The organism is Spirillospora sp. NPDC048911, from assembly GCF_043198015.1.
Classification (GTDB): Bacteria; Actinomycetota; Actinomycetes; order Streptosporangiales; family Streptosporangiaceae; genus Spirillospora.
This window is the reverse complement of the sequence record NZ_JBICUD010000002.1, coordinates 1,156,912-1,181,531: the sequence shown is the minus strand read 5'-3', so window position 1 is coordinate 1,181,531 and position 24,620 is coordinate 1,156,912. Positions and strand designations below refer to the sequence as shown.

General features: G+C 72.0%; 25 protein-coding genes and 1 riboswitch. Of the genes, 6 read left to right on the top strand and 19 right to left on the bottom strand.

Annotated features, from left to right (window positions below):
• Window positions 1-906 (bottom strand): AAA family ATPase, encoded by a 906-nt coding sequence (locus tag ACGFNU_RS12800; RefSeq protein WP_392593519.1) that lies wholly within the window; start codon window positions 904-906, stop codon window positions 1-3.
• A gap of 106 nt (window positions 907-1,012) precedes the next feature.
• Between ACGFNU_RS12800 and ACGFNU_RS12795 the strand changes: the two genes are divergently transcribed.
• The 4 genes from ACGFNU_RS12795 (at window position 1,013) to ACGFNU_RS12780 (ending at window position 5,466) form a co-directional block, all read left to right on the top strand.
• Complete coding sequence (locus ACGFNU_RS12795) at window positions 1,013-2,278, top strand: sulfite oxidase (RefSeq protein ID WP_392592945.1); 1,266 nt, start codon at window positions 1,013-1,015, stop codon at window positions 2,276-2,278.
• A gap of 57 nt (window positions 2,279-2,335) precedes the next feature.
• Window positions 2,336-3,739, top strand: coding sequence for a selenium-binding protein SBP56-related protein (locus ACGFNU_RS12790; protein WP_392592943.1), 1,404 nt, complete (start codon window positions 2,336-2,338; stop codon window positions 3,737-3,739).
• Between the two features lie 11 nt (window positions 3,740-3,750).
• Window positions 3,751-4,362 carry a hypothetical protein gene (locus ACGFNU_RS12785; RefSeq protein ID WP_392593518.1) on the top strand — a complete coding sequence of 204 codons (612 nt, stop codon included), beginning with the start codon at window positions 3,751-3,753 and terminating at the stop codon, window positions 4,360-4,362.
• A gap of 156 nt (window positions 4,363-4,518) precedes the next feature.
• A complete protein-coding gene (locus tag ACGFNU_RS12780) occupies window positions 4,519-5,466 on the top strand; it encodes a D-alanyl-D-alanine carboxypeptidase family protein (protein ID WP_392592941.1) in 948 nt (315 codons plus the stop codon).
• A gap of 57 nt (window positions 5,467-5,523) precedes the next feature.
• Here the strand turns inward: ACGFNU_RS12780 and ACGFNU_RS12775 are convergent, their stop codons facing one another.
• The 8 genes from ACGFNU_RS12775 to ACGFNU_RS12740 all read right to left on the bottom strand — a co-directional run bounded on the left by ACGFNU_RS12775 (window position 5,524) and on the right by ACGFNU_RS12740 (window position 12,343).
• On the bottom strand, window positions 5,524-7,179 hold the full coding sequence (locus tag ACGFNU_RS12775) for a serine/threonine-protein kinase (protein ID WP_392592939.1): 1,656 nt from the start codon (window positions 7,177-7,179) through the stop codon (window positions 5,524-5,526).
• A gap of 66 nt (window positions 7,180-7,245) precedes the next feature.
• Window positions 7,246-7,827 carry a Uma2 family endonuclease gene (locus ACGFNU_RS12770; RefSeq protein ID WP_392592937.1) on the bottom strand — a complete coding sequence of 194 codons (582 nt, stop codon included), beginning with the start codon at window positions 7,825-7,827 and terminating at the stop codon, window positions 7,246-7,248.
• 128 nt (window positions 7,828-7,955) lie between these two features.
• Window positions 7,956-8,402, bottom strand: a complete 447-nt coding sequence (locus tag ACGFNU_RS12765; RefSeq protein ID WP_392592935.1) for a PH domain-containing protein — start codon at window positions 8,400-8,402, stop codon at window positions 7,956-7,958.
• Window positions 8,395-9,270 carry an ATP phosphoribosyltransferase gene (gene hisG, locus ACGFNU_RS12760; RefSeq protein WP_392592933.1) on the bottom strand — a complete coding sequence of 292 codons (876 nt, stop codon included), beginning with the start codon at window positions 9,268-9,270 and terminating at the stop codon, window positions 8,395-8,397. Before hisG ends, ACGFNU_RS12765 begins: the two co-directional genes overlap by 8 nt.
• Before the next feature lie 42 nt (window positions 9,271-9,312).
• Entirely contained in the window at window positions 9,313-9,825 is a 513-nt protein-coding gene (gene ribH / locus ACGFNU_RS12755; RefSeq protein WP_392592931.1) for a 6,7-dimethyl-8-ribityllumazine synthase, read from the bottom strand.
• The gene (locus ACGFNU_RS12750) at window positions 9,826-11,055 is read right to left on the bottom strand and encodes a bifunctional 3,4-dihydroxy-2-butanone-4-phosphate synthase/GTP cyclohydrolase II (protein WP_392592929.1); all 1,230 of its coding nucleotides are present in this window, start codon (window positions 11,053-11,055) and stop codon (window positions 9,826-9,828) included.
• The gene (pnuC, locus tag ACGFNU_RS12745) at window positions 11,052-11,699 is read right to left on the bottom strand and encodes a nicotinamide riboside transporter PnuC (RefSeq protein ID WP_392592927.1); all 648 of its coding nucleotides are present in this window, start codon (window positions 11,697-11,699) and stop codon (window positions 11,052-11,054) included. The genes ACGFNU_RS12750 and pnuC overlap by 4 nt, the downstream gene beginning before the upstream one ends.
• Window positions 11,696-12,343 carry a riboflavin synthase gene (locus ACGFNU_RS12740; protein ID WP_392592925.1) on the bottom strand — a complete coding sequence of 216 codons (648 nt, stop codon included), beginning with the start codon at window positions 12,341-12,343 and terminating at the stop codon, window positions 11,696-11,698. The genes pnuC and ACGFNU_RS12740 overlap by 4 nt, the downstream gene beginning before the upstream one ends.
• An 82-nt stretch (window positions 12,344-12,425) precedes the next feature.
• Window positions 12,426-12,556: riboswitch (FMN riboswitch) on the bottom strand.
• 186 nt (window positions 12,557-12,742) lie between these two features.
• Between ACGFNU_RS12740 and ACGFNU_RS12735 the strand changes: the two genes are divergently transcribed.
• A complete protein-coding gene (locus ACGFNU_RS12735) occupies window positions 12,743-13,150 on the top strand; it encodes a DoxX family protein (RefSeq protein WP_392592924.1) in 408 nt (135 codons plus the stop codon).
• On the opposite strand, the gene ACGFNU_RS12730 is transcribed toward ACGFNU_RS12735, so the two are convergent.
• Window positions 13,125-13,553 carry a DUF6069 family protein gene (locus ACGFNU_RS12730; RefSeq protein ID WP_392592922.1) on the bottom strand — a complete coding sequence of 143 codons (429 nt, stop codon included), beginning with the start codon at window positions 13,551-13,553 and terminating at the stop codon, window positions 13,125-13,127. The two genes, ACGFNU_RS12735 and ACGFNU_RS12730, sit on opposite strands and share 26 nt — an antisense overlap.
• Before the next feature lie 114 nt (window positions 13,554-13,667).
• Between ACGFNU_RS12730 and ACGFNU_RS12725 the strand changes: the two genes are divergently transcribed.
• Complete coding sequence (locus ACGFNU_RS12725) at window positions 13,668-14,126, top strand: MarR family winged helix-turn-helix transcriptional regulator (RefSeq protein WP_392592920.1); 459 nt, start codon at window positions 13,668-13,670, stop codon at window positions 14,124-14,126.
• Between the two features lie 16 nt (window positions 14,127-14,142).
• On the opposite strand, the gene ACGFNU_RS12720 is transcribed toward ACGFNU_RS12725, so the two are convergent.
• The 9 genes from ACGFNU_RS12720 to ACGFNU_RS12680 all read right to left on the bottom strand — a co-directional run bounded on the left by ACGFNU_RS12720 (window position 14,143) and on the right by ACGFNU_RS12680 (window position 24,599).
• The gene (locus ACGFNU_RS12720) at window positions 14,143-14,793 is read right to left on the bottom strand and encodes an HAD-IA family hydrolase (protein ID WP_392592919.1); all 651 of its coding nucleotides are present in this window, start codon (window positions 14,791-14,793) and stop codon (window positions 14,143-14,145) included.
• Window positions 14,790-15,473 carry a ribulose-phosphate 3-epimerase gene (rpe, locus tag ACGFNU_RS12715; protein ID WP_392592917.1) on the bottom strand — a complete coding sequence of 228 codons (684 nt, stop codon included), beginning with the start codon at window positions 15,471-15,473 and terminating at the stop codon, window positions 14,790-14,792. Before rpe ends, ACGFNU_RS12720 begins: the two co-directional genes overlap by 4 nt.
• A gap of 13 nt (window positions 15,474-15,486) precedes the next feature.
• A complete protein-coding gene (locus ACGFNU_RS12710) occupies window positions 15,487-16,437 on the bottom strand; it encodes a phosphatase PAP2 family protein (protein ID WP_392592915.1) in 951 nt (316 codons plus the stop codon).
• A 58-nt stretch (window positions 16,438-16,495) separates the two neighbouring features.
• Window positions 16,496-17,380 carry a PPK2 family polyphosphate kinase gene (locus ACGFNU_RS12705; RefSeq protein ID WP_392592913.1) on the bottom strand — a complete coding sequence of 295 codons (885 nt, stop codon included), beginning with the start codon at window positions 17,378-17,380 and terminating at the stop codon, window positions 16,496-16,498.
• A gap of 35 nt (window positions 17,381-17,415) precedes the next feature.
• Window positions 17,416-18,834 (bottom strand): RsmB/NOP family class I SAM-dependent RNA methyltransferase, encoded by a 1,419-nt coding sequence (locus tag ACGFNU_RS12700; protein WP_392592911.1) that lies wholly within the window; start codon window positions 18,832-18,834, stop codon window positions 17,416-17,418.
• Complete coding sequence (gene fmt / locus ACGFNU_RS12695; RefSeq protein WP_392592910.1) at window positions 18,834-19,772, bottom strand: methionyl-tRNA formyltransferase; 939 nt, start codon at window positions 19,770-19,772, stop codon at window positions 18,834-18,836. Before fmt ends, ACGFNU_RS12700 begins: the two co-directional genes overlap by 1 nt.
• A 238-nt stretch (window positions 19,773-20,010) precedes the next feature.
• Complete coding sequence (gene def / locus ACGFNU_RS12690) at window positions 20,011-20,556, bottom strand: peptide deformylase (protein WP_392592908.1); 546 nt, start codon at window positions 20,554-20,556, stop codon at window positions 20,011-20,013.
• 88 nt (window positions 20,557-20,644) lie between these two features.
• Window positions 20,645-22,462, bottom strand: coding sequence for a hypothetical protein (locus ACGFNU_RS12685; protein WP_392592906.1), 1,818 nt, complete (start codon window positions 22,460-22,462; stop codon window positions 20,645-20,647).
• A 16-nt stretch (window positions 22,463-22,478) separates the two neighbouring features.
• A complete protein-coding gene (locus ACGFNU_RS12680) occupies window positions 22,479-24,599 on the bottom strand; it encodes a primosomal protein N' (protein WP_392592904.1) in 2,121 nt (706 codons plus the stop codon).
• Between the last annotated feature and the right edge of the window lie 21 nt (window positions 24,600-24,620).

Here is a 24,620-nt window from a genome sequence, read left to right as displayed (position 1 = left end):
TCACCCGCCGTCGAGGAGGGCGGCCAGGCCGTTCTTGACGACGCGTTCCTGGTCGTCGCGGTACTTCAGCACCGCGCCCAGCGTGACCGCGGCGGTCTCGGGGTCGAGCTCGCGCGCGCCGAGCGCGACCAGCGCCTCGGTCCAGTCCAGGCTCTCGGCGACCCCGGGCGGCTTGAGCAGGTCGTCGGCGCGGAGCCGCTGCGCGGCGCCGGCGACCTGCCGGGCCAGCCGGTCGGCGGCCTCGGGCAGCCGGCGCCGGATGATCGCTACCTCGCGCTGGTAGGACGGGTGCTCCAGCCAGTGGTAGAGGCAGCGGCGCTTGAGCGCGTCGTGCACCTCGCGGGTGCGGTTGGACGTGACGACCACGACCGGCGGCACCTGCGCCCGGACGGTCCCGAGCTCGGGAACGGAGATCGTGAAGTCGCTCAGGACCTCCAGCAGGAACGCCTCGAACTCGTCGTCGGCGCGGTCGATCTCGTCGACGAGGAGCACGCTCGGCACGGTCTCCAGGGCCCGCAGCAGCGGCCGGGCGAGCAGGAAGCGCCGGTCGTAGAGCTCGCCCTCCAGCCGGTCGACGTCGGCGATCCCGGCGGCCTCGGCGGCGCGCAGATGCAGGAGCTGGCGGGGGAAGTCCCAGTCGTACAGCGCCTGCGCCGCGTCCAGGCCCTCGTAGCACTGGAGCCGGATCAGCGGCGCGTCGAGCACCGCGGCGAGCGCCTTGGCCAGGGCGGTCTTGCCGACGCCGGCCTCGCCTTCGAGGAACAGCGGCCGCCGCATCCGCAACGCGAGGAAGCCCGCCGTCGCCAGGCCCTCGTCGGCCAGGTAGGCCTGCCCGTCCAGAAGCCGCAGGAGGTCGCCGGGCGACTCGATGCCGGACTCGGCCCCGGGCACGCCGTCCGCCGCGATACGCGTCACGACCTCAGGCTACCCACCGGAACGCGAACGAGTGGTGGGCAACTATTCCTACATGTAAGGTTGACTTAATAGGGATTCGTGGCGGACGATCGGTTCCATGGAGCCTGACCTCACCGACGAGGCCACGTACGAGCGGGTGCGCGGCGAGCAATGGAGCCGGTTGTCCCGCCGGGGCATGCTCCGGGCCACCGCCGGCGTGGGCCTCGGCGCCGCGTTCGCCGGAACCGGCTCGGCCCGCGCGGCCGTGCCCGTCCGGGGGCTCGCCCCCGGCGGCCCGATCGTCAAGCCGCTGCCGCCCGAGCTCTTCATCACGCACGGCACGAACGCCGAGACCCGGTGGGAGGCGCTCAAGGGCACCGGGCAGCACACGCCGGTCGACCGGTTCTTCGTCCGCAACCACACCGCCACGCCGCTCATCGACGCGCGCACCTGGCGGCTCAAGCTGTGGGGCGGCGGTCTGCGCGGGGCGCCGGACCCCGATCACCCGATCGAGTTCTCGTACGAGGATCTGCTCGGCCTGCGCGCCGAGACCGTCACCGCGTCCATCGAGTGCACGGGCAACGGCCGGAGCTTCTACACCTCGCAACAGGGGCAGCAGGTCTCCGGCACACCGTGGAAGCTCGGCGCCGTCGGTGTCGCGCGCTGGCGCGGCGTCCCACTGTCGACCGTGCTGGCACGCGCCGGGCTGACCCGGCGGGCGGTGGACCTCCTCCCGCGCGGCCTCGACCCCGAGTACGTCGACAAGGGCGAGAACCTCGGCCGCGTGCGCCGTCCCCTCCCGGTCGCCAAGGCCCTCAAGGACGTGCTGCTCGCGTACGAGATGAACGGCGAACCGCTCGCCCCCGACCACGGCCACCCGGTCCGCCTCGTCGTGCCGTCCTGGGTGGGGATCGCGTCCATCAAGTGGCTCGGCGACATCGAGGTGGCGGACCGGCCGCTGTTCTCGCCGTGGAACACGCGCTTCTACCGGCTGTTCGGGCCGGACCACCCGGCGGAGGGCAGCTCGCCGCTCACGCGGATGAACGTGAAGAGCGCCTTCGAACTCCCCTGGGACGCCCAGCTCACCGGGGGCCGCACGCACGTGCTGACCGGGCGTTCCTGGTCGGGCAACGGGAGGATCCGCCGGGTCGAGGTGAGCGTCGACGGCGGCGCCACCTGGCGGCACGCCCGGACGATCGGGCCGCCCCGATCACGAGGCTGGGTGCGCTGGGAGTTCCCGTGGCGCCCCAAGACCCCGGGATCGTACGAGCTGCTCGCGCGCGCCGTGGACGAGACCGGCGCCGGGCAGCCCGCGACCGCCCCGTACAACACCCTCGGCTATCTCTTCGGCGCGGTCGTCCGGCATCCCGTAAGGATCTCGTAGCCGCCTCTTGCCGGTGTCACAACGAGGGAGAAGCATGCACAGATAACGGGAGGAACCATGGCACTCTGGAAGCCCGATCCCACCTTCTACGCCTCGCCGCGCGACGCCGTCTCCGCACCCCCCGAAAAGCTCGCCTACGTCGCCGCGTTCGACCGTGCCGCGGCCAAACCCGACGCGATCGCGGTGCTGGACGTGGATCCCGGCTCGGACTCCTACGGCGGCGTCGTCGGCTGGGCCGACATGCCGAGCACGGGCGACGAGCTGCACCACTTCGGCTGGAACGCGTGCAGCAGCGCGCTGTGCCCCTACGCGCCGCATCCGCACGTCGAACGCCGCTACCTGATCGTGCCGGGGCTGCGGTCGTCGCGGATCCACGTCTTCGACACCAAGGACGACCCGCTGAAGCCCCAGCTGGTGAAGACCCTGGAGGCTGCGGAGCTCGCCAAGCGCGCGGGTTACTCGCGGCCGCACACCGTGCACTGCGGCCCGGCGGGCCTCTACGTGACGGCGCTGGGCGGCGCCGACGGAGAGGACGGGCCCGGCGGGATCGCGCTGCTCGACCACACCTCGTTCGAAGTGCTGGGCCGATGGGAGGTCGACCGGGGCCCGCAGTACTTCGCGTACGACGCCTGGTGGCACATCGCGCACGACGTGCTGGTGACCTCCGAATGGGGCACGCCCTCGATGATCGAGGACGGGGTCGTCGCCGAACTGCTGCTCGGCCGCAAGTACGGGCACGCGCTGCACTTCTGGGACCTGCGCAAGCGCAAGCACGTCCAGACCGTCGACCTCGGCGACGAGCACCAGATGGCGCTGGAGCTACGCCCGGCCCATGACCCGACCAAGCTCTACGGGTTCGCCGGCGTCGTGGTCAGCGTCGAGGACCTGTCGGCCTCGGTCTGGCTCTGGCACCGCGACGGCGACACCTGGGCGGCGAAGAAGGTCATCTCGATCCCGGCCGAGGCCGTCGCCGACCCCGCGACGCTCCCTCCGGTCATCCAGCCGTTCGGCGCGGTGCCGCCGCTGGTCAGCGACATCGACCTGTCGGTGGACGACCAGTGGCTGTACGTGTCGTGCTGGGGCACCGGCGAGCTCAAGCGCTACGACGTGAGCGACCCGTTCAACCCGGTCGAGGCAGGCTCGGTCCGCATCGGCGGCATCGCGGGCCGGACCCCGCATCCCGCCGCGCCCGACCAGCCGCTCGCCGGCGGCCCGCAGATGGTGGAGGTCAGCCGCGACGGCACGCGGGTGTACGTGACCAACTCGCTGTACGGCGCATGGGACGACCAGTTCTTCCCCGACGGCGTCGGCGCGTGGATGGCCAAGCTCGACTCGACGCCGGAGGGCTTCACGTTCGACGAACGGTTCTTCCCGCACGGCGACGACTTCCGCGGCCTGCGCCCGCACCAGACCCGGCTGCAAGGCGGCGACGCGTCCTCCGACTCCTACTGCTATCCGTGACCCTGCCCTCCGTGGAGCAGGGATCGCTCGCGGCCCTGCTCGTCCTGGGCGCGTTCCACGGCCTCAATCCCGGCATGGGCTGGCTCTTCGCGGTCGCCCGCGGGCTCCAGGAACGCAGCCGCGCGCTGGTGCTGCAGTCGCTGCCCGCCATCGCCGCCGGGCACGCCGCGTCGGTGGGCGTCGTGGCCGTGCTGGTGTCGCTGACCCGGTCGGTCGTCGCCACGCAGGTGGTGGCGATCGCCGGAGGCGCGCTCCTGGTGGGCTTCGGGCTGTGGCGCCTGCTGTCCCAGCGGCATTTCCGCTGGGTCGGCATGCGCCTCACGCTCTGGCAGCTCGCGGGCTGGTCGTTCCTCATGTCGTCGGTGCACGGCGCCGGGCTCATGCTGCTGCCCGTGCTCACCACGACCCCGTCCGGGCACCGGCACGCCGCCGACGGGCTGTCCGCGGGCGTCTTCGTCACGGGCGTGCACACCCTCGCGATGTTCACCGTCGCCGGGGTCGTCGCGGTCGCGGTGTACGAGATCGTCGGCCTGGCGATCCTCCGCCGCGCCTGGTTCAACCTCGACCGGGTCTGGGCGGTCGCGCTCATCGGGGCCGGCGCCGCGACGCTCCTCACCGCCTGACCGAACGTCCGCCGGACGGAACGTCCGACTGACCGGATCATGCCGACTGACCAGATCACGCCAATTTGATCATTCCCCTGCGGCGGCCGTCCCGGGGCTGGCAGTCTCCTTTCGCCATCAGTGGGGCCTATGTGGCCGATGTGAACGGGGGACGTCATGGGATCGACCATGCGCTGGACCACGCGTACGACGGTCGCGGTCGTGGTGACCGCGCCGCTCGTCACGATCCCGATCTCAGCGGAGGCCGCCCCGGCCGCGCCGCTCGCCCCTGCCTCGGCCGCCGCCGGTCCAGCCGGGGTCGCCGCCAAGTCGGCCTTCCTCTACGACAGCGGCACCCGCAAGACCCGCTGGTCGCGCGCCGCCGACACCCGCCGCCCCATCGCGAGCATCACCAAGCTGATGACCGCCATGGTGGTCATCCGCGGCGGCAAGCTCGACCGGAAGATCACGGTCAAGAAGAAGCACATCGACTACGTCAACAAGAACGACGCGAGCCGGGCCTGGCTGCGGGTGGGCGACAGGCTCACCGTGCGCCAGCTCCTCAACGCGATGCTGCTGCCGTCCGGATGCGACGCCGCCTACGTCCTCGCCGACACCTACGGCCCGGGCTGGAAGGGCTTCGTCGCGAAGATGAACAAGACGGCCCGCCAGCTCAAGATGACCCGGACCAAGTACGCCAACTTCGACGGGCTCCCCTGGCCGTCCGGGACCGCGACCAACTCGACCGCGCGCGACCAGATCAAGCTGGCCGACTACGCGATGAAGAACAGGGAGTTCCGCGCGATCGTCGCCCGCAAGAGCTACACGCTCAAGGCGGGCGGCGGGCACGGCACCTACCGCTGGACGAACACCAACCGCCTCCTGAAGTCCTACCGCGGCGCCGTCGGCATCAAGACGGGCACGACCGACCTGGCGGGCTACTCGCTGGTGTTCTCCGCCAAGCGCGGCAAGCGCACCCTCATCGGCGTGGTGCTCAACAGCTCGAAGACCACCGAGCAGGTGCGCTTCACCGACGCCATGAAGATGCTCAACTGGGGCTTCGGCGTCCGCGCCACGAGCGTCCTCAACGTCGCCCCCGTGGAGCCCGGCGCCAACATCGACTGACCGTCCTCCAGCCCCACCCAGCCACCTATCAACGGACAAGCTTCGCTTGGCCGACTGTCAGCTTTCGCTGCGGTACACGACCTTGGCCTTCTGGTTGGCCGCGATGTAGCCGCCGCTGCTGTAAGCGCCCGACAGGTAGAACATCATGACCGGCTTGTCCCCGTAGAAGGTCCAGGCCGGGTCCACGATGATGTAGCGGTTGACGGGCTTGACCGCCTCCAGCTTCTTTTCCGCGTAGCGGAACAGCGTCGGGACGGCGTCCCACTTGAAGGTCGTGAGGTCGACGAGGCCGTCCTCGGAGTCGATCTTGCCGCCCTCGCGCTGCCGCGATACCTGCCCCTCGCGGTACTCGTACTCGTCGTAGTACTTCTTGTTGGCGCGCAGGGGGACCTTGGCGTAGGCGTAATCGGGATAGATCGTGGCCCCCACGAACCGCTTGCTCCCGGTGGCCTTCTCGAACGCCGCGATCATTTGCTTGATGCCCGCCGGCGTCAGCAGATTGACCTTCTTGCCCCCCGTCTCCGTCCCCGTCCTCGGCTCACCGCCACGGGGCCGCAGGCTGCTGCCGGAAGGAATCTCCTGCTTGGTGGCGTCCCAGAACTGCGAAACGACCACGACCACGGTGATCAGCAGCACCCCGGCGAGCGCGACGGCGCCGAGGGGAAGGGCGATGAGCACGATCTTGAGCCCCCGCCGCGACTTCTTGGGCTGCCTCCCGAACCCCGGCCCTGTCGTGTGACCGAGTCCCGGCCCGGTGGGGCGACCGCCGACCCCCGGCGCCGTGGGCAGTGGAAACGGCGGCTCGCTCGGCGGCCCCGGCGGCGGAAACCGCGGCTCGCTGGGCGGGGCGGGCGGGAACGCGAACGGCTCGGGCGTCGTCTGCCCGATCGCCGCCTGGGCGAGCATGCGGTCCAGCTGGTCCGCCGTCGGCCGCGCCGCCGGATCGGGCACCAGCAGGGCCTGCAGCACGCCGGTCAGCGCCCCGGCCCGCGAAGGCGGCGGAACCTGCGCCCGCAACACGGCCGCCAGCGTGGCGGCCGTCGTGGGGCGCCGCATGGGACTGTGCCCCTCGACCGCGACGTACAGCAGCATGCCGAGCGACCACAGGTCGGACGCCGGGTCGCCCTCCTGACCGTGCAGCCGCTCCGGCGCGATGTACTCGGGTGACCCGGCCAGCCCGCCGGTCATCGTCAGCCGCGACGCCTCGTCGATCGCCGCGATGCCGAAGTCCGTCAGCACCGGGCTGCCGTCCGTCCGCAGCAGCACGTTCGCGGGCTTCACGTCACGGTGGCAGATCCCGGCCTCATGTGCCGCCCGCAGCGCCCCGAGGACCCCACGTCCGACCACCGCCGCCTCCGCGGGCGACAGATCACCCTCGGCCAGCCGCCCGCTCAGCGAACCACCCCGTACCAGCTCCATGACGAGCCACGGATAGTCCATGTCGGGCTCGTCAACGATGTGGTGAATCCGCACGACATTCGGATGGTCGATCCGGGCGAGCGCCCGGGCCTCCCGCAGCACCCGCTCGCGCATCTGCCGCGCCATCTCGGGATCGTCCCGGGCCGGGTCGGCCCCCGCCGGACGCACCTCCTTCAGCGCCACCTCGCGATGCAAGGCCATGTCGCGGGCACGCCAGACGGTGCCCATCCCCCCGCTGCCCAGCCGGTCGATCAGCTCGAACCGGCCGTCGACCACCTTCTGTCCCGACGTCACGGCGCTGATCCTAGGCCCCCGGACCGACACACACCCGCCTAATCCCCCCACCACAACCACTTCGACCTAGCGACGTCCGACCGCGTTGAGGTCGATCTCGATGTCGAAGGGCACAGAGACCTTCAACTGATCGTGATGGATGCCGCTCAGGCCGTAGCATCCGGTGGCCGGATCACGTTCGTACACGTAGACGACAGTGCGGCCCTCGTCGTTCTCGACGCGCCAGAAATGCCGGATCCCCGCCGCCGCGTACTTGCGTGGCTTGGTGTCCCGATCACGGTCCTCGGACTCCGGTGAGACCGCCTCGACGGCCAGTACGAGGTCCTCCAGGAAGTAATACGTGGACGGCTCGTCCCGCTCGAACGCTTCGGCGGTCACGACCAGCACATCCGGCTCGGGCACCTGCCGCTTGGCCAGCCGGACCGACATGTCCCGTTGGGCTCTCAGATGTCCGGGTGCCTGTCGGTCCAGCTCATTGGTGAGCAGATCGACCACACGAACGTGCCACTTTTGCTGAGGGCTCGCGAAGATGAGGCTTCCGTCGATCAGCTCGATGTGGCGGGGAAGGCCGCGCATCTTCAGAAAGTCATCGGCGGTGAACCCACCGGTCGGAGGTATGACCCAGTCCGGCAGTGGCGCGAAACCCATTTCGTCACTTTCTGCTCAGGAGCGCTGACGGAACGAGACGCCGCCAGAGGAGCAGCAATATTACGCAGCATTCTGCCTGTGGGGTGGGCCTTCAGCTGTGTGGACCGGAGCCGGGCCGGGCATCCCGGTCATTGGGGGTCGGGGGCTTCGCCTCGTTCGTGGACGAGGAGCTGGAGCTCGGCCAGCTGGTGGGCGGCCAGGGTCTTCTCGGCGCCGTTGATGCCCATGGCGCCCAGGGACGTGCCGTCGGCCAGGTCCAGGGTCGGCCAGGGCTCGCCTGCCGACATGGTCACGTCGAGGACCTCGGGCCACTCCAGGCGGCGGGTGCGGAAGGCGTTGACCACGGTGAGGCCGGCGTCGTCAGCGGCCACCTTGCAGCGGGCGAGCATGTGCAGGATCCAGGCGATGAACAGGCCGAACACGACCATCAGGACGCGGTCGAACACCTTGAACTGGGGCGCCACCACCACGGCGAGCACGAACATGCCGAGCACGATCGCGCCCGCCGTGGCGTAGGCGACGAGCCGGGTGGTGCGGGGGCGCCACACGGTCGGCAGGGCCGGTGCGTCAGTCAACGATCTTGGAGATCGGGATCTCGAGGATGTCGTGGGCGCCGGCGGCCTTCAGGGCCGGGATGAGCGTGTTGACGCCGCGCTTGGCGACCACGCTCTCGACCGCGTTCGACTCGCCGCCCGCGAGCGCGGTGACGGTGGGCGAGGCCATCGCCGGCATGATGTCGAGGACCGCCTGGAGGTCCGACGACGCGACGTTGAGCTTGAGCAGGACGTTGCCCCGGGCCCGGATCGCCCCCTGGAGGAGCAGGGCGACGTCTTCCATCGCGGCGCGCTTGTCGGCGTCCTCGTAGGCCTCGCGGTTGGCGACCAGCTCGGTGTAGCTGGTCAGGAGGGTGTCGAGGATGCGCAGGCCGTTCTTGCGCAGCGACGAGCCGGTCTCGGTGAGGTCGACGATCACGTCGACGATGTCGGGGACCTTGGCCTCGGTGGCGCCGTAGGAGGGGACGACCTTGGCCTTGACGCCGTGGCGCTCCAGGAACCGCTTGGTCATCGCCGGGAACTCGGTGGAGATCCGGACGCCCTCGGGCAGGTCGGAGACGCTCTGCCAGGGCGCGTCGGCCGGCACCGCCATGATCACGCGGACCGGGTTGGAGGTGGCCTTGGAGTACTTCAGCTCGCCGAGGCTGACGACGTCGGAGTCGGTCTCGGTGATCCAGTCGCGGCCGGTGATGCCGAGGTCGAAGAGCCCCTGTTCGAGGTAGGTCGGGATCTCCTGCGGGCGCAGCACGCGCACGCGGTCGATGCGCGGATCGTCGATCTGCGCGCGGTAGTCACGGTCGGAGGACCGCCGGACGGTCAGGTCGGCGGCGTCGAACAGCTCGAGGGTCGCCTTTTCGAGAGAGCCCTTGGGCAGTACGAGAGACAGCACGATGAAGCCTTTCGATGGGATGTCGTACGGGAGTCCGGGTGATCAGGAGCTCAGATGCTCCGCGCGATGCCCGGCGTGACCGTGATGCCGCAGACCTCGCAGGGTCAGAGCCGTGTCGAGTGCGGCCACAGTCGCCTCCCATCCCTTGTCCTCATGGCTGCCCGGCAGCCCGCTGCGATCCAGTGCCTGCTCAATGGTGTCACATGTGAGCACCCCGTTGCCCACCGGAGTCGACTCGTCGAGCGCGACGCGGGTCACACCGGCGGTCACCGAGTCGCACACGTAGTCGAAATGGGCCGTCTCGCCCCGGATCACGGCGCCGAGGACGACGACCGCGTCGAGATCGCGGGCCATCTGCTGGGCGACGACCGGAAGCTCCAGGGCGCCCGCGACGCGCACCGCGACGGGCTCGGCGACGCCGCACGCCTTGGCGGCGTCGAGGGCCCGCTCGAACAGCTTGTCGGTGATCTGCCCGTGCCAGCGGGTGCAGGCGATGCCGAGGGTCAGCTCCCCGGCGTCGACGGTACGGTCCTCGGGACGTCCTGCTCCGCTCATTTACAGGTCCTCGATCTCGTGTCCGAGACGGTCGCGCTTGACCGTCAGGTAGCGGCGGTTGTGCTCGGTGACCACGACCGGCATGCCCTCGCGGCCCCGCACGTCCAGGCCGAAGCCCGCCAGGCCCCGGAGCTTGGCCGGGTTGTTGGTGAGCACGCGGATCGAGCGTACGCCGAGGTCGAGCAGCATCTGGGCGGCATTGGAGTACTCGCGCGCGTCGGCGGGCAGGCCGAGCTCCAGGTTGGCGTCGACGGTGTCGGAGCCGTTGTCCTGCAGCGCGTACGCCCGCAGCTTGGACAGCAGGCCGATCCCCCGGCCCTCGTGCCCGCGCAGGTAGAGGACGACGCCGCGTCCCTCGGCGCTGATGCGTTCCATGGCCGCGTCGAGCTGGGTGCCGCAGTCGCAGCGCTCGGAGTGCAGGACGTCGCCGGTGAGGCACTCGGAGTGGGCGCGGATCAGCACGTCCTCGCCGTCGCCGAGGTCGCCGTAGACCATGGCGACGTGCTCGCCGCCGTCGATGGCGCTGGCGAAGCCCACCGCGCGCCACATGCCGAAGCGGTTGGGCAGCCGCGTCTCGACGACCCGCTGGACCATCGACTCGGTGCGCTTGCGGTACTCGACGAGCTGCTCGATCGAGATCAGCTTGAGGCCGTGCTCCTTGGCGAACACCTGGAGCTCGGGCAGCCGCGCCATGGTGCCGTCGTCGTTGACCACCTCGGCCAGCACGCCCGACGGGTGCAGGCCGGCCATCCGGGCGAGGTCGACCGAGGCCTCGGTGTGGCCGCGCCGGCGCAGCACGCCGCCCGGGTGGTAGCGCAGCGGGAAGATGTGGCCGGGGCGGACGAGCTCGTACGGTTCCGTCGCCGAGTCGCACAGCGTACGGATCGTCTTGGCCCGGTCGGCCGCCGAGATTCCCGTGGCCACGCCGTCGCGGGCGTCGACGCTGACCGTGTAGGCGGTGCGCAGCTTCTCGGTGTTCTGCGCGGTCATCAGCGGGATCTGCAGCCGGTCGAGATCGGCGCCCTCCATCGGCACGCAGATCACCCCGCTGGTGTAGCGGATGGTGAACGCGAGCAGCTCGGGCGTCGACTTGGCCGCCGCGAAGATGATGTCGCCCTCGTTCTCACGGTCCTCGTCGTCGACCACCACGACCGGCTTGCCGGCCGCGATGTCGGCGATCGCGTCCTCGATCGAGTCGAAGATCCCGTTGTCGTCGTCGTTGCCGCTCATGCGGTCACCGCCTTGTTCCGTGGGCTCGCCTGCCGCCGGTCCCGGGACTCCCGGAGCCAGTTGCGGAACCCGGCCATCACCATGACGAAGAAGATCCCGTAGACCGCCGCCGAGACGTACAGCCCGGACTTGAGCGCCAGCGGCACCCCGACCAGGTCCACGAGCACCCAGATGATCCAGAAGTCGACCAGGGCGCGGCTCTGCGCGAACGTCGCGACCGCGCTGCCGACGAAGATGTAGGCGTTGGCCCACGGCGACCAGGCCACCTTGAGCCAGTCGAGGTGGATGAACAGCTGCGCCACGACGGCGGTGCCGACCGCCAGCGCGGCCAGCAGCACGACGCGTTCGCGCACCGTCGCCTGGCGCACCAGCAGGCCGTGGTCGGAACGCTTGCCGCGCGACCAGCTCCACCAGCCGAAGGACGCCAGCAGGATGAAGAGCACCTGCTTGAGCGCGTTGCCGGGGGCGGCCGCGTGCCAGGAGGCGGCCAGCAGCAGGAGGGCGCCGGCGAGCTGCACCGGCCAGGTCCAGATGGTCTTGCGCATGGCCAGCCACACGACGGCGAGCGAGAGCACGTTGCCGATGAGATCGGTCCAGAGGATGTGCTCGCCGAAGAGCGTGAAGCTCGCGTTCAGCCAGCTCACGCCGCACCACCGGCCGCAGCGGCGCCGAGGCGCTCACCGCTGTGCCCATTGCGCGCCTCCGGCGCGAGCATTCGTTCCACGTACTTGGCCACCACGTCGACTTCGAGGTTGACCGGGTCGCCGGGCTTCTTGTGGCCGAGCGTCGTGAGGGACAGCGTGGTGGGGATGAGCGCGACGCTGAAGCGGTCGGCGCCCGCCTCGACCACGGTGAGGCTGATGCCGTCGATGGTGATCGAGCCCTTGTCGACCAGGTAGCGGCTGAGGTGCGCGGGGAGCGAGAACGTGACGACGTCCCAGCGCTCCCCCGGCTCGCGGGAGACGATCTCGCCGACGCCGTCGACGTGGCCCTGGACCAGGTGCCCGCCGAGCCGGTCGGACAGGCGGACGGGGCGTTCGAGGTTGACGCGGGAGCCGGGCTCGAGGGCGCCGAGGCTGGACTTGTCGAGGGTCTCCTGGATGACGTCCGCGGTGAAGGTCTCGTCCTTGACGTCGACGACCGTGAGACAGACGCCGTTGACCGCGATCGAGGCGCCGTGCACGGCGTCCTGGGTGACGAGCGGGCCGCGGATCGTCAGCTTGACCGAGTCGTGGACGGACTCGATGGCCTCGATCTCGCCGAGCTCCTCGACGATGCCGGTGAACATCTCCCGGGCCTCCTCATATGCCTGTGCATAGGGGCTCCGGGGACGTACGACGAAAGACGGCACCCCTGGGTACAGGGGTGTACAGCGCGCTGCCTCCCATCCGGACTTTAACCGTCGGTCCCGGAGTTCCACCGGGTCAACCGGCCGATGGCTTCGGCCGGGTCGCGGACTGTCACCGCCGGTTCGGACTTTCACCGACCCCGGAGCACGCGTTCACTGCTTGCCAACCAGTGTGCCACGACTTGCATTCCCACCTGTATGTGAGGATGCCCACGGCCACTTTTGGCCAACCAAGCGCTCGTTAGGTTGTATCATCCTTCGTTCAATCTTCAACTTTCCGCGTTCGATGATCTCCGATCATGGGTAGGACGGGCACACGATGATCCGCCAGGAGGAATCATGGACGTCATCGCACTGATCGGCCGCATCCTCTTCGCCGCGCTCTTCCTCGGCTCCGCCTTCGGGCATCTGACCTCCGCCGACGCGATGGCGGGCTACGCGGCCGGCAAGAAACTCCCGCAACCCAAGCTCGCCGTCCAGGTCTCCGGCGTCTACATCGGCCTGGCCGCGGTCATGCTCATCCTCGGCATCTGGCCGGACCTCGCCGCCCTGGCACTGGTCCCGTTCCTGGTGCTCACGGCGGTCCTGTTCCACGACTTCTGGAGGCAGGAGAGCCCCGAGGCCCGCCAGATGGAGATGATCCAGTTCAACAAGGACGTCGGGCTGGCGGGCGCCGCGCTCGGCTTCTTCGCCCTCTACGCGTCGGACGCGAATCCCGGGCTCAACCTCGTCGGCCCGCTCTTCTGAATCCCGTGATGAGCACCCCGGCGACCACCAGGTGCAGCAGGGCGAGCGTGACCTTCGTGCCACCGGTGGCCTCGACCTGAACGAACGGCAGGTACGAGAGCACCAGGACGACGGCCGCCACGACGGTCCAGACGGTCAGGGCCCGAGCCGGGACGAACCGCTCCAGGACCGCGAGGAACGCCCAGCCGAGCAGGGCCGGGACGAGCGAGAAGAACACGACCTGCCCGGCTCCGAGCTCCATCGCGTCCTGACCCGGCTGCTGGACGACGAGGTCGTCCTGCCCGAACGCCAGCGCGGCGACCGCCCAGACCGCCACCGTGGTGAGCACCGTCGCCACCACCGTGATCCCGCGAGCCCGCATCCGCTCCCCGGTACCGCTTTCCCGCCCTGTCTCCGTGACCATTCCCTACTCCTTGAGCTCGCACATTGTTGAGTACCTCAACCTTTGAGGATCATAAGGGAAATACTTGAGGACCTCAACATTCGATGGCGGCAATGGCTGCCTATGATCGAAGGCATGCACGCCACGTCCGACGACCGCCGCGCCATCAGCCGTGAGCTCGTGGAGCTCGTCTTCCAGGTCACCGGGCGCCTGCGCGAGGGTTTCACCCGTGCCGCCGCCGACCTGGAACTCCCGCCCGCGCAGGCACAGGCGCTCGTCTCGCTGCAGGGTTCCGCGCGGATGCGCGATCTGGCCGAGATCCTCGCCTGCGACGCCTCGAACGTCACCGGCATCGTGGACGGGCTGGAGCAGCGCGGCCTGCTCACCCGCCAGCCCGACCCCGCCGACCGGCGCGTCAAGCACCTGGTCCTGACCGAGGAAGGCGAACGCAGGCGGGCCGCCCTCCTCGCCCAGAACGCCCAGGCGGCGGACGAGGTCTTCGATCTCCCCGAGCGCGATCAACTGGCCCTGCGCGACCTCCTCAAGACCCTCGTGCCGGACGGCCGGCACGGGAGCTGCGGCCCACGCCCGTAGACCGGACCGGGCCGGGTCACTCGCTCCCGGGGAGCACCAGTCCGGCCTCGATGGCCCTGACGCCGGTCAGGCGGGGGAGCACCACGTCGGCTTCGGCGAGCTCTCCGGCCGGGTGGCTGGTGGTGACGGCGATGACCGTGGCTCCGGCCTCCTTGCCCGCGCGGATTCCCGCCGGGGCGTCCTCGACCACGACGCAGTCGGCCGGCCGCACGCCCAGCCGCCGGGCGGCCAGCAGGTAGCCCTCGGGGTTCGGCTTGCCGTGGGTGACGTCGTCGGCGGTCACGATGACCTCGGGCAGGGGCACGCCCGCGACCCGCGTACGCGCCGCGAGCTGGCCGTTGTCCATCGACGTCACGATGGCCCAGGGCAGCCCGTTCATCGAGCCCAGCAGGGCCAGCACGCCCGGCAGCGCCACCACGCCGCCCTCGGCGAGGAGCTCGGCCTCCAGCCCGTCCAGCCGTTCGGTGGCCGCGCGGACCTCGGCCGGCGGCAGGAACTCGGCGATGCGGTCACTGGTGCGGCGGCCGTGCGAGCCCGCGAGGAACTCCTCCGCGTCGATGCCGTAGCCGCCCGCCCAGACGTGCGCCGCGCGCTCGATCAGCGGCGTCGAGTCGACCAGCGTGCCGTCGGTGTCGAACAGGACCGCCGCGCAAGGGAACGTGGTCACTGAGCCCATGCGGCGCCGGACGTGGCGTGCTGGGCCTGGCCCCGGAGCGCCCGCACCGCCTCGGCGGGGTCACCGGCACCGTAGACCGCGTTGCCCGCGACGAACACGTCCGCGCCCGCCTCGGCGCACCGCTCGATCGTCTCGGCGCTCACCCCGCCGTCGACCTGCAGCCACACCGGCAGGTCACGACCCTTGATCATCTCCCGGGCGCGGCGCACCTTGGGCAGCACCACGTCGAGGAACTTCTGGCCGCCGAAGCCCGGCTCGACCGTCATCAGCAGCAGCATGTCGATCTCACCGAGCAGGTCGCCGTACGGCTCGACCGGGGTGGCCGGGTTGATGCCCAGCCCGGCGCGGGCCCCGGCCGCGCGGATCGTCCGCAGCGTGCGGATCGGCGCCTTGGCGGCCTCGGCGTGGATGGTGACGCTGCCCGCGCCGGCCTCGGCGTACTGGGGCGCCCAGCGGTCGGGGTCCTCGATCATGAGATGGCAGTCGAGGGGCAGCGCGCTGTGCTTGAGCAGCGCCTCCACCACCGGCAGGCCGAGGGTCAGGTTGGGCACGAAGTGGTTGTCCATCACGTCGACGTGCACCCAGTCGGCGGCGTCGGAGACGAGCGCGACGTCGTCGGCGAGCTTGGCGAAGTCGGCGGACAGGATGCTGGGAGAGATCTGCGGAGCCATGATGCCCCCGAGTCTATTGCGGCAGTTCCGAGAGCCCCTCACCCGGCCGGGTGAGAGCGCGGGGGGCCCGGGCGGCCAGCCCGAGCCGGACGAACGCCTCGGGCGCGCCGGCCGCCACCCACAGGCTGAGCAGCGCCTGGATCACGAATCCGGGCACCGGGTCGGTGGTGCCGAACGGGAGGCCGAGCCCGTAGATCGCCAGTACGCCGAGGACGCCGACCGGGATCCGGGCCAGCCGCCGCCAGGTCTCCCCTCCCGTCTCGAACCAGCCGTGCGCGTTCAGCCAGGAGAGCCCGGCGAGGGTGCCGAAGAGCGCGCCCGCGGCGGCGGCCCCCGAATACTGGCTCACCGGCTCGGGGCTGCCGCCCGCGTCCACGATCGCGCGCGCCCAGGGCTCGGGCCAGCGCCATCCGTCCAGGGAGCGCACGGCCGTCCAGGAGGCCGCCAGGCACAGGCCCGACACCGCCAGGCTGAGCGCGAGCTGGAGCATGAGCCGCTGCCGCGCCCACAGCGGCACCAGCCGCGGCGCCCCCCACAGGGCGAGCGCCGCCAGCGTCAGCCCGATGGCCCAACCGGCCAGGACCTGGCCGACCGAGTGGACACCCAGGTAGACGCGCGAGACGCCGATCATCACCACCATCACGGTCGCGGCGGCCCAGACGCTCCAGCGGACCGAGCGGAGGGCCAGGTACCCGTAGAGCGCCCCCGCGCTCTGCGCGTGGCCCGAGGGCATGCCGAACGAGTCCCGTGCCTCGTGCCCGGTGATGGACGGGTCGGTCCAGAACGGCCGGGGCTCGTTGAACGTGAGCTTGAGAACGTTGTTGAGCACGCCGCTCACCGCCATGAGCACCGCCAGCCGGGCGCCCAGCCTGGTGTCGACGCACCAGAAGACGACCACCAGCACCGGCACGAAGAGCGCCGCGCTGCCGATGAACGAGATCAGCTGCATGACTCCGGTGAGCACCGCGATCCTCCAGGGTCCGCGTCCGTCGGATCATCGAGGCTACCCAGCGTCCGCGCGATTATGAGCCGGCCACGCGAGCCTTCTCCGTCGCGAGGTCGAAGTCGCCCGGCGGCCAGCGCGGATCCAGCCCCTCGAACACCTCCAGCAGCAACATCATGATCGCGTAGTTGCGGTACCACTTGCGGTCGGACGGGATCACGAACCAGGGCGCCGCCTTGGTGTTGCACTTCTCGAGGGCGGCCCCGTACGCCTCCTGGTAGTCGCCCCAGAGCAGGCGCTCCTCGACGTCCTGCGGGTTGTACTTCCAGTGCTTGGTCGGATCCTCGAGCCGCGCCGTGAGGCGTTCCTTCTGCTTCTCGGACGAGATGTGGAGGAAACACTTCACGACGGTGCAGCCGTCGGCGGCCAGCCGTTCCTCGAACCGGTTGATGGTCCCGTAGCGCCGCGACCAGACCTGGCGAGGCACGAGCTCCCGGACGCGGGCGATCAGCACGTCCTCGTAGTGCGAACGGTCGAAGACGCCGAGGTGCCCTGGGTGGGGCAGGGCGTTCCGGATCCGCCACAGGAAGTCGTGGCTGAGCTCCTCCTTGGTAGGAGCCTTGAACGACTTGACCTGGCAGCCGTACGGGTTGAGCTCCCCGACGACGTGCTTGACCACGCCGCCCTTGCCGGAGGTGTCCATGCCCTGCAGGACGAGCAGCACCCTGCGGCGGTCACCGTCGACCTGGGCACACGCGTACAACTGCTCCTGCAGCTCCGCGACGCGCTGCCCGAGACCGGCCATGGCCTCGCGGGTGGCGGACTTGCCTTCGAGCGCGCCGGGCGTCGCCGCCGGGTCGAACCCGCTCAGGTCCACCGGCCCCGGCGGGCAGCGCAGCAGCTCGCCGAACGGTGCGCTCTTCTTCGTGGCCTTCTTCTCTTTGGCCTTCTTCGTGGCGCCCATCCAACAGTGATCACCCTCGCCGGGACGACGAAACGTCAGCCTCGGCGGAGCAGGGCCAGGAACATGGCGTCGGTGCCGTGCCGGTGCGGCCAGAACTGGGCGTACGGCCCCGCGCCGATCCCTTCGAGCCCGGACGAGACCTCGCGGAGCACCGACGGCGCGTCCAGCCGTTCGACGTCGTCACGGCCGCGCAGGACGTCGTCGACGACGACCCGCGTCTCGGCCAGATGCGGCGAGCAGGTCACGTACGCGACCACCCCGCCCGGCCGGACGGACTCCAGCGCGCTCTCCAAAAGTTTGCGCTGCAACGGGCCGAGCTCGGCGACGGAGCCGGGGCCCCGCCGCCAGCGCGCCTCGGGGCGGCGGCGCAGCGCGCCCAGGCCGGTGCACGGCACGTCGACGAGGACCCGGTCGAACGAGCCGGGCCGCCACGCCGGGGCGGTGCCGTCGGCGACGATCACGGTGGCGCGGTCGGTCACGGTGCGCTGGACGAGCCCCGCCCGGTGCGGCTGGACGTCGGCGGCGAGCAGCCTGGCGTCGCGTCCGGTGGCGACGGCCGACAGCAGGCCCGCCTTGCCGCCGGGCCCGGCGCACAGGTCGGCCCAGCGGCCGTCGGGCCCCTCCAGGGGCGCGGCGGTCAGCGCCAGCGCGACGAGCTGGCTCGCCTCGTCCTGCACGGCCGCCCTGCCGTCGCGCACGGCGGCGATGGCGGCCGGATCGCCCTCGGGCAGCAGGGCCGCGTACGGCGAGTAGGGGGCGGGCTCGGCGCCCGCCTCGTACAACTCGTCCAGTGTCGCCCGGCCGGGCCGCGCGACGAGCGTCACCCGGGGCCGGTCGTTGTCGGCGGCGAGCAGCGCGTCGATCTCGTCCCGCTCGGGGCCGAGCGCGTCGCGAAGGGCCGACACGATCCAGCGTGGGTGGCTGTGGGCGATCGACAGCCGCTCGGTCTCGTTGCCGCCCGCCGGCGCGACGATCGTGAGCCAGCCGCCGAGATCGCGGGTGGCCACCTTGCGCAGCACCGCGTTGGCGAACTTGGCCTGCCCCGGGCCCGAGACCGACCGCGCCAGCTCGACGGCGGTGGCCACGGCGGCGTGCGCCGGGATCCGGGTGGCGAGCAGCTGGTGGGCGCCGAGCCGCAGCACGTCGAGCAGCGGGCCGTCGACGCGGCGCAGCTCGCGGTCGCTGCACAGCGCCAGCACGGCGTCGTAGGTGCCGCGGCCGCGCAGCGTGCCGTACGTCAGCTCGGTCGCCAGCGCGGCGTCGCGGCCGGTGAGCCCGCGCTCGCGCAGCCGGGTCGGCAGGAGCAGATTGGCGTAGGCGTCGCGGGTCTCGACGGCCCGGATGACGTCGAACGCGGTGCGGCGGACAAGGTCCTCGGGCCGGCCGGTGCGGCGCGGCGTCCCGGGCCTGCGGTTGCGGTCGCGGTCACCGCGCCGGTTTCGGGTGGGCGGCATCAGCTGAAACGATCCTCGTCGGTGAGCGGGTGGCCGCGGGTCCAGTCCAGGGCGTTCATGCGGCGCTTGCCGGGCGGCTGGAGCTCGCCGAGGACCACCGGGTGGGTGCCGGTGCCGACGAGGACCTCCTTCTTGCCCGCGCGCAGTTCGCCGGGCGCCAGGGGCCCGCCCTCGGGCACGGCGTCCGGCGCGGGCCGGACCGGGCCGAGCTTGACGCGCTCGCCGCGCAGCGTGGTCCAGGCGCCCGGCGCGGGCGTGCACGCGCGGACGAGCCGGTCGACGCGCATCGCGGGCGCGGTCCAGTCGACCCGGGCGTCGTCGGGGCTGAGCTTGGCGGCGTGCGAGACGCCCTCCGCCGGCTGCGGCCGGGCGGTGAGGACGCCGGCCTCGATGCCGTTCATGGTGTCGAGGAGCAGCGTGGCGCCGGCGATCGCCAGCCGGCCGAGCAGGTCGCCGGTGGTGTCGGTGGGCAGGATCGGCTCGGTGAGCACGCCGTAGACCGGCCCGGTGTCGAGCCCTTCCTCGATCTGGAAGGTGGCCGCGCCGGTGACGTCGTCGCCGTGCAGGATCGCGCGCTGGACGGGCGCCGCGCCGCGCCAGGCGGGCAGCAGCGAGAAGTGCAGGTTGACCCAGCCGTGCCGCGGGATCTCCAGGGCCGCGGGCCGCAGCAGCGCCCCGTACGCCACGACCGGGCAGCAGTCGGGCGCGATGGCCCGCAGCCGGTCGAGGAACTCCGGGGCGCTCGCCTTGGCGGGCTTGAGGACCTCGACCCCGGCCTCCTCGGCGCGCCGCGCCACCGGGCTCGCGACCAGCTTGCGGCCCCGGCCGGACGGCGCGTCGGGCCGGGTGACCACCGCGGCCACCTCATGCCCGGACGCCAGCAGCGCCTCCAGCGACGGGACGGCGGTCTCGGGCGTACCAGCGAATACGAGACGCATCAGGTCAGCGCTCCGTCTCGGGCGTACCAGCGCTGCGCTGATTCATTGGCGAGACGCATCAGGTCAGCGCTCCGTCCTGGGCGTACCAGCGCTGCGCTGATTCATTGGCGAGACGCATCAGGTCAGCGCTCCGTCCCGGGCGTACCAGCGCTGCGCTGATTCATTGGCGAGACGCATCAGGTCAGCGCTCCGTCCCGGGCGTACCTGCGCTGCGCTGATTCATTGGCCAGTTTCAAGGTCAGAGAGCCTTCCCGAACGTGCGGTGCGGGGACTCCTTGACGACCGGCGCCGGGTCGCCGAACCACTCGGCCTCGCGGATGGCCTTCATCGCGGCCTTGCGCTGCTCGGGGTCCATGCGGTCGATGAAGATGATCCCGTCCAGGTGGTCGGTCTCGTGCTGGACGCAGCGGGCCAGCAGGTCCGTGCCCTCCAGCGTGATCGGCTCACCGTGCATGTTGAAGCCCCTGGCGACGGCGCGGTAGGCGCGCGGCGTGGGGAAGCTCAGCCCGGGCAGGGAGAGGCAGCCCTCCTCCCCGTCCTGCTGCTCGTCCGACAGGTCCAGCGTGGGGTTGACCACGTGGCCCAGCCGGTCGTCGACGTAGTAGGTGAACACCCGCAGGCCCACGCCGAGCTGCGGCGCGGCCAGGCCCGCCCCGGGGGCGTCGATCATCGTGTCGGTGAGGTCCTTGACGAGCTGGCGCAGCTCCTTGTCGAAGTCCTTCACCGGCTCGGCCGGGGTGCGAAGCACAGGATCGCCGAAGAGGCGGATGGGCTTGACGGCCAACGGGGACTCCGTTTCCTGCGGGTGCGTTCAGAGCGAGGTCGTGCATTGCGAGTGAATGGGAGACCTCCCCACCCAGTCTACGGAGCTCTCAGGCACCGCCCTGACCCGAGCGTGCTTTGTACGCCGCCTTGCGGGCCGCCTTGGCGACGGCCTTGTCGGGGACGTGGTCGCCCAGGGCCGCGAGGACGTCGGCGGTGTCGGGGTGTTCGCAGCGCCACATGTCGTCGATCATGGCGCCCAGCTCCACCTCGACCGGCGCGCCGGCCAGGGCCGCGGCCACCGCGTCCGCGGGCTCGGCGGTCTCCAGCATGCCCGCGACGGTGTCGACGAACATCCAGACGAACTCCTCGCGTTCCAGCTCGATCGGCGCGCCGGTCTTCTGGTTGAGCCACAGCGCCGCGTACGGGCGCACCAGCGGATGGTCGCCGGCGCCCCGCATCAGCGGCGCGATCTCGGCGTCCATCCGGTGCAGCACGGCGGCGGCGAGGTTGCGGGCGCCGGGCCCGCCCCGCCGCATGACCTCCAGGAGCTCGGCCGCGGCGGGCTCGGCCTCGCGGCCGGCCAGCCAGCCGGCGATCTCCTCGTCGGCGGTGTCCTGCCGGTGCCAGATCAGCCCGGTCACCAGGTCCGCGGCGGTGGCCTCGGCGAGATCGCCCACCACCGGGGCGACGAAGCCGTCGGCGACCAGCAGCTCGCGCACGCCCCAAACGCCGAGCGGGGTGAGCGCGTAACCGTCGCCGGCCGATTCGAGGGCGCCCCACCGGACGAGGTCGCCGAGCTCCAGGTCGAGGGCCTGCCGGGCGGCGCCGGCCACCGCGTGGGCGTCGGAGAGCTCGTAGGCGTCGGCGACGTGCTCGATCAGGACGTCGCCCAGGACCTTGGCGGACGAGGGCGACTCCTGCTCGTACAGGTGGATGAGGACGCCGGTGAGCTCGTTCTGCACCAGCTCGATCGCGTCGAGACCGTCCTCGCCCTCGTGCTCGGGCACGGCCATCGCGTCGAACAGCCGCAGCCAGACGCCGAGGATCGTCTCGTCGTCGCCCGCCGCGAGATCGGGCAGCGACGGCCCCGCGGCCGCCGTGCCGCCGGTGGTCACGAGCACCTCCGACTCGACCACGGCCCACCAGAGCCGGTCGAGCTCGGGCAGGCCGGACTGGTCGTCGACCGGCGTGCCGGCGGCCCGCGGGGTCTCCAGGCCGAGCGCGGCCACGGCCGCCGCGGCGTCGTCTCCGTCGAGATCGCCGAACTCGGTGACGGGGCGGCCCTGCGCCCACTCGGCGAGCGCGCGGGCCTGGACGGTCAGCTCGGACGCGCGGGCGGCGGCGGCCAGATCGGCCTCGGGCGCCAGCCGTACGGGCGGCACGACGAGCTCCTCGGCCTGCCGCAGGTACTCCTCGGTGCGGGCGTACCGTTCGTCCTCGGGAAGCCCCTCGAAGGCCGACACCCACTCCTCGACCGCGTCCTGGTCGTCCAGGGAGATGCCGTCGGCCACCATCATCGCGGTGATCACCTCGGCGGCGGCCTGCCGCTCGCCGGTGTCGGTCTCGGCGACGACCTCGGCGAACTCGGGGGCCAGCCGGTCGAGCTCGGCGCGGAGCGCGGCGGCCTGGCCGGCCGGGACCGCGCCGGACTCGCCGAGGAAGTCCATCAGCGTGGCCGCGGTCGCCAGGATCGCGGGCACCTCGTCGGCCCCGGCGACGACCTCGTCCGGGAAGACCTTGAGCAGCAGATCACCGAGCCGCTCCGGGGTGAGCTCCGGCGCGGCGGCGAGTGCCAGCTCCTCCCTGGCCAGGTCCAGGAGCAGCAACGCTCCCTGGACGTCGACCGGCGCGCCGCCGGTGTCGGCGCGGCCGCCGGCCCAGCGCTGAAGATCATCGGTGAGACTCTCCACCCAGTTGTCTGCCACGCGGAAACCCTAGTGCTCAGAGCAGTTCGAGGGGGTCGATCTGGACGCGTACGTACTCGTCGGCCTTGCGGGCGCTGCGCACGCCCTGCGCCTCCTTCAGCGCCCTCGCCAGCGGCACGCCGGCCGCGCGCGGCACCCGGACGAGGGCGCGTTCCCTCTCGGGGTCGCCGCCCTCCTGCGGGGCGGGGCCCTGACCGGGCGCCGGAGCGGACACCGGGACCGGGCCGAGGACTTCGGCGCCCTCGGGCAGCCTCGCGTCCGACAGCAGCCCGCGGATCGCGGCCGGCGAGGCCGTCAGCGAGGCCATCCGGACGGCGGGCGGGAAGCCGACCTCGCGCCGTTCGGCCAGCTCGCGCTCGGCGAAGGTGACCGGGTCCCAGCGGATGAGCGCCTGGACGGCCGGGAGCGACCCGTCGGCCGAGACGACGACCGGCCCCGCCGGGCGGACGAGGGCGGCGGCGTTCATCCAGCGGCGGAGCGTCTCCTCGCCCGCCCGGAGGTCGGCCCTGCCGAGCAGTGCCCAGCCGTCCAGCAGGAGGGCGGCGGCGTAGCCCTCGTCGGCCACCGGCTCGGCGCCCGGCGTGGCCACGACGAGCGCGCGCTGCGGCCCGATCCTGTCGAGGATCGCGTCGCGGCCGGAGGTCTTCACCGGCACGCCGGGGAAGGCCCGGCCGAGCTCCTCGGCGGTCCGCTTGGCGCCGACCACGATGGCGCGGATGTGGATGTGCCCGCATTCGGGGCATCGCCAGTCTCCGGCGATGCGGCCGCACCAGCGGCAGTACGGGGTGGCATGCGACGACTGGAGGGCGAGCGGGCCCTGGCAGGCGGTGCAGTGCGCCTGCGTACGGCACCGGCCGCAGGCGAGCGCCGGAAGGTAGCCGCGCCGAGGCACCTGCACGAGCACCGGGCCCTCCTCCAGCGCGCGGCGGGCCGCCTGGAACGCCACGTTGGGCAGCCGGGCGCTGCGGGCGGCGGCGTCCTTGGGCAGCTCCGCGTCGTCGCCGACCGGCCCGATGCGGGGCATGAGCTCCCTGATCCGCACGCGGTCGGCGGCGAGCGCGTGCGCCCAGCCCGACTCGACCAGCTGCGTCGCCTCGGTCGTCCGGGTGAACCCGCCGATGAGGGCCGCCGCGCCGGCGCGGTGCGCCCGCAGCGCCAGGACCTCGCGCGGATGGGGGTACGGGGCGTGCGGGTCGGGGTGCACGTCGTCGCCGTCGTCCCAGAGCACGGTCAGGCCGAGATCGTGGACGGGGGCGAACATCGCGGCGCGGGTGCCGACCACCACCCGGACCGTGCCGCGCAGGATCGTCAGCCAGCGGCGGTAGCGCTCGGACGGCTTGAGATCCGCCGTCAGGGCGACGTGCCGGCCCTCCCCCAGCTCGGCGGTGAGCGCCTCGTCCACGCGCGCCACGTCCCGCCAGTCGGCCACCACGACGAGCGCGCCGCGCCCGCCCGCGAGGGTGACCGCCGCCGCCCGTGCCATCGCGGCGGGCCAGGCCGGGCCGGGCAGCGCGCTCCACACCGCGCGCGGCGCCCGCCGCTCGCCGAGCGCGGCGAGGAAGGACGGGCCGGCCGGGTAGTCGGCCCAGGGCCCGGGGCCGCCGGGCGCCTCGTACTCCAGGCGCTCGCCCGGCGGCTCGGCCTCGACCCGGGCGTGGCGCGGCGGGATGGCCAGCCGCAGCACGTCGTAGAGCGAGCCCGCGTAGCGGTCGGCGACCTCGCGGGCCAGCGCGGCGATCTCCGGCGCGAGCACCGGCTCGGGGGAGGTGACCCGTTCGAGGAAGCGCAGCGTGCCCTCGTGGTCGCTCTCGCCGGCCCGTTCGAGCAGGAAGCCGTCGACGAGCTTCCCGGCGAACCGCACCCGGACGCGGCAGCCCGGAACGGCCTTGTCGGCCAGCTCGGCGGGGATCAGGTAGTCGAACGGGCGGTCGAGGTGCGGCAGGGCCACGTCCACGGCGATCCGGGCGACCGGCAGGGTCTCGGCGGGCACCCGGACACCCTTCTTGGGCGTCTTGCGCGGCTTACCCGCCTTCGTCGGCTTCGCAGGCCGGCCAGGCCTGGCGGGCTTCGCGGCGGGCACCGGGACGATGTCCCCCAGCCCCGGGATGAGCTCCGCCGCGCCGCCGTCGTTCGTCACTCCACCGTCCTACCAGATGAG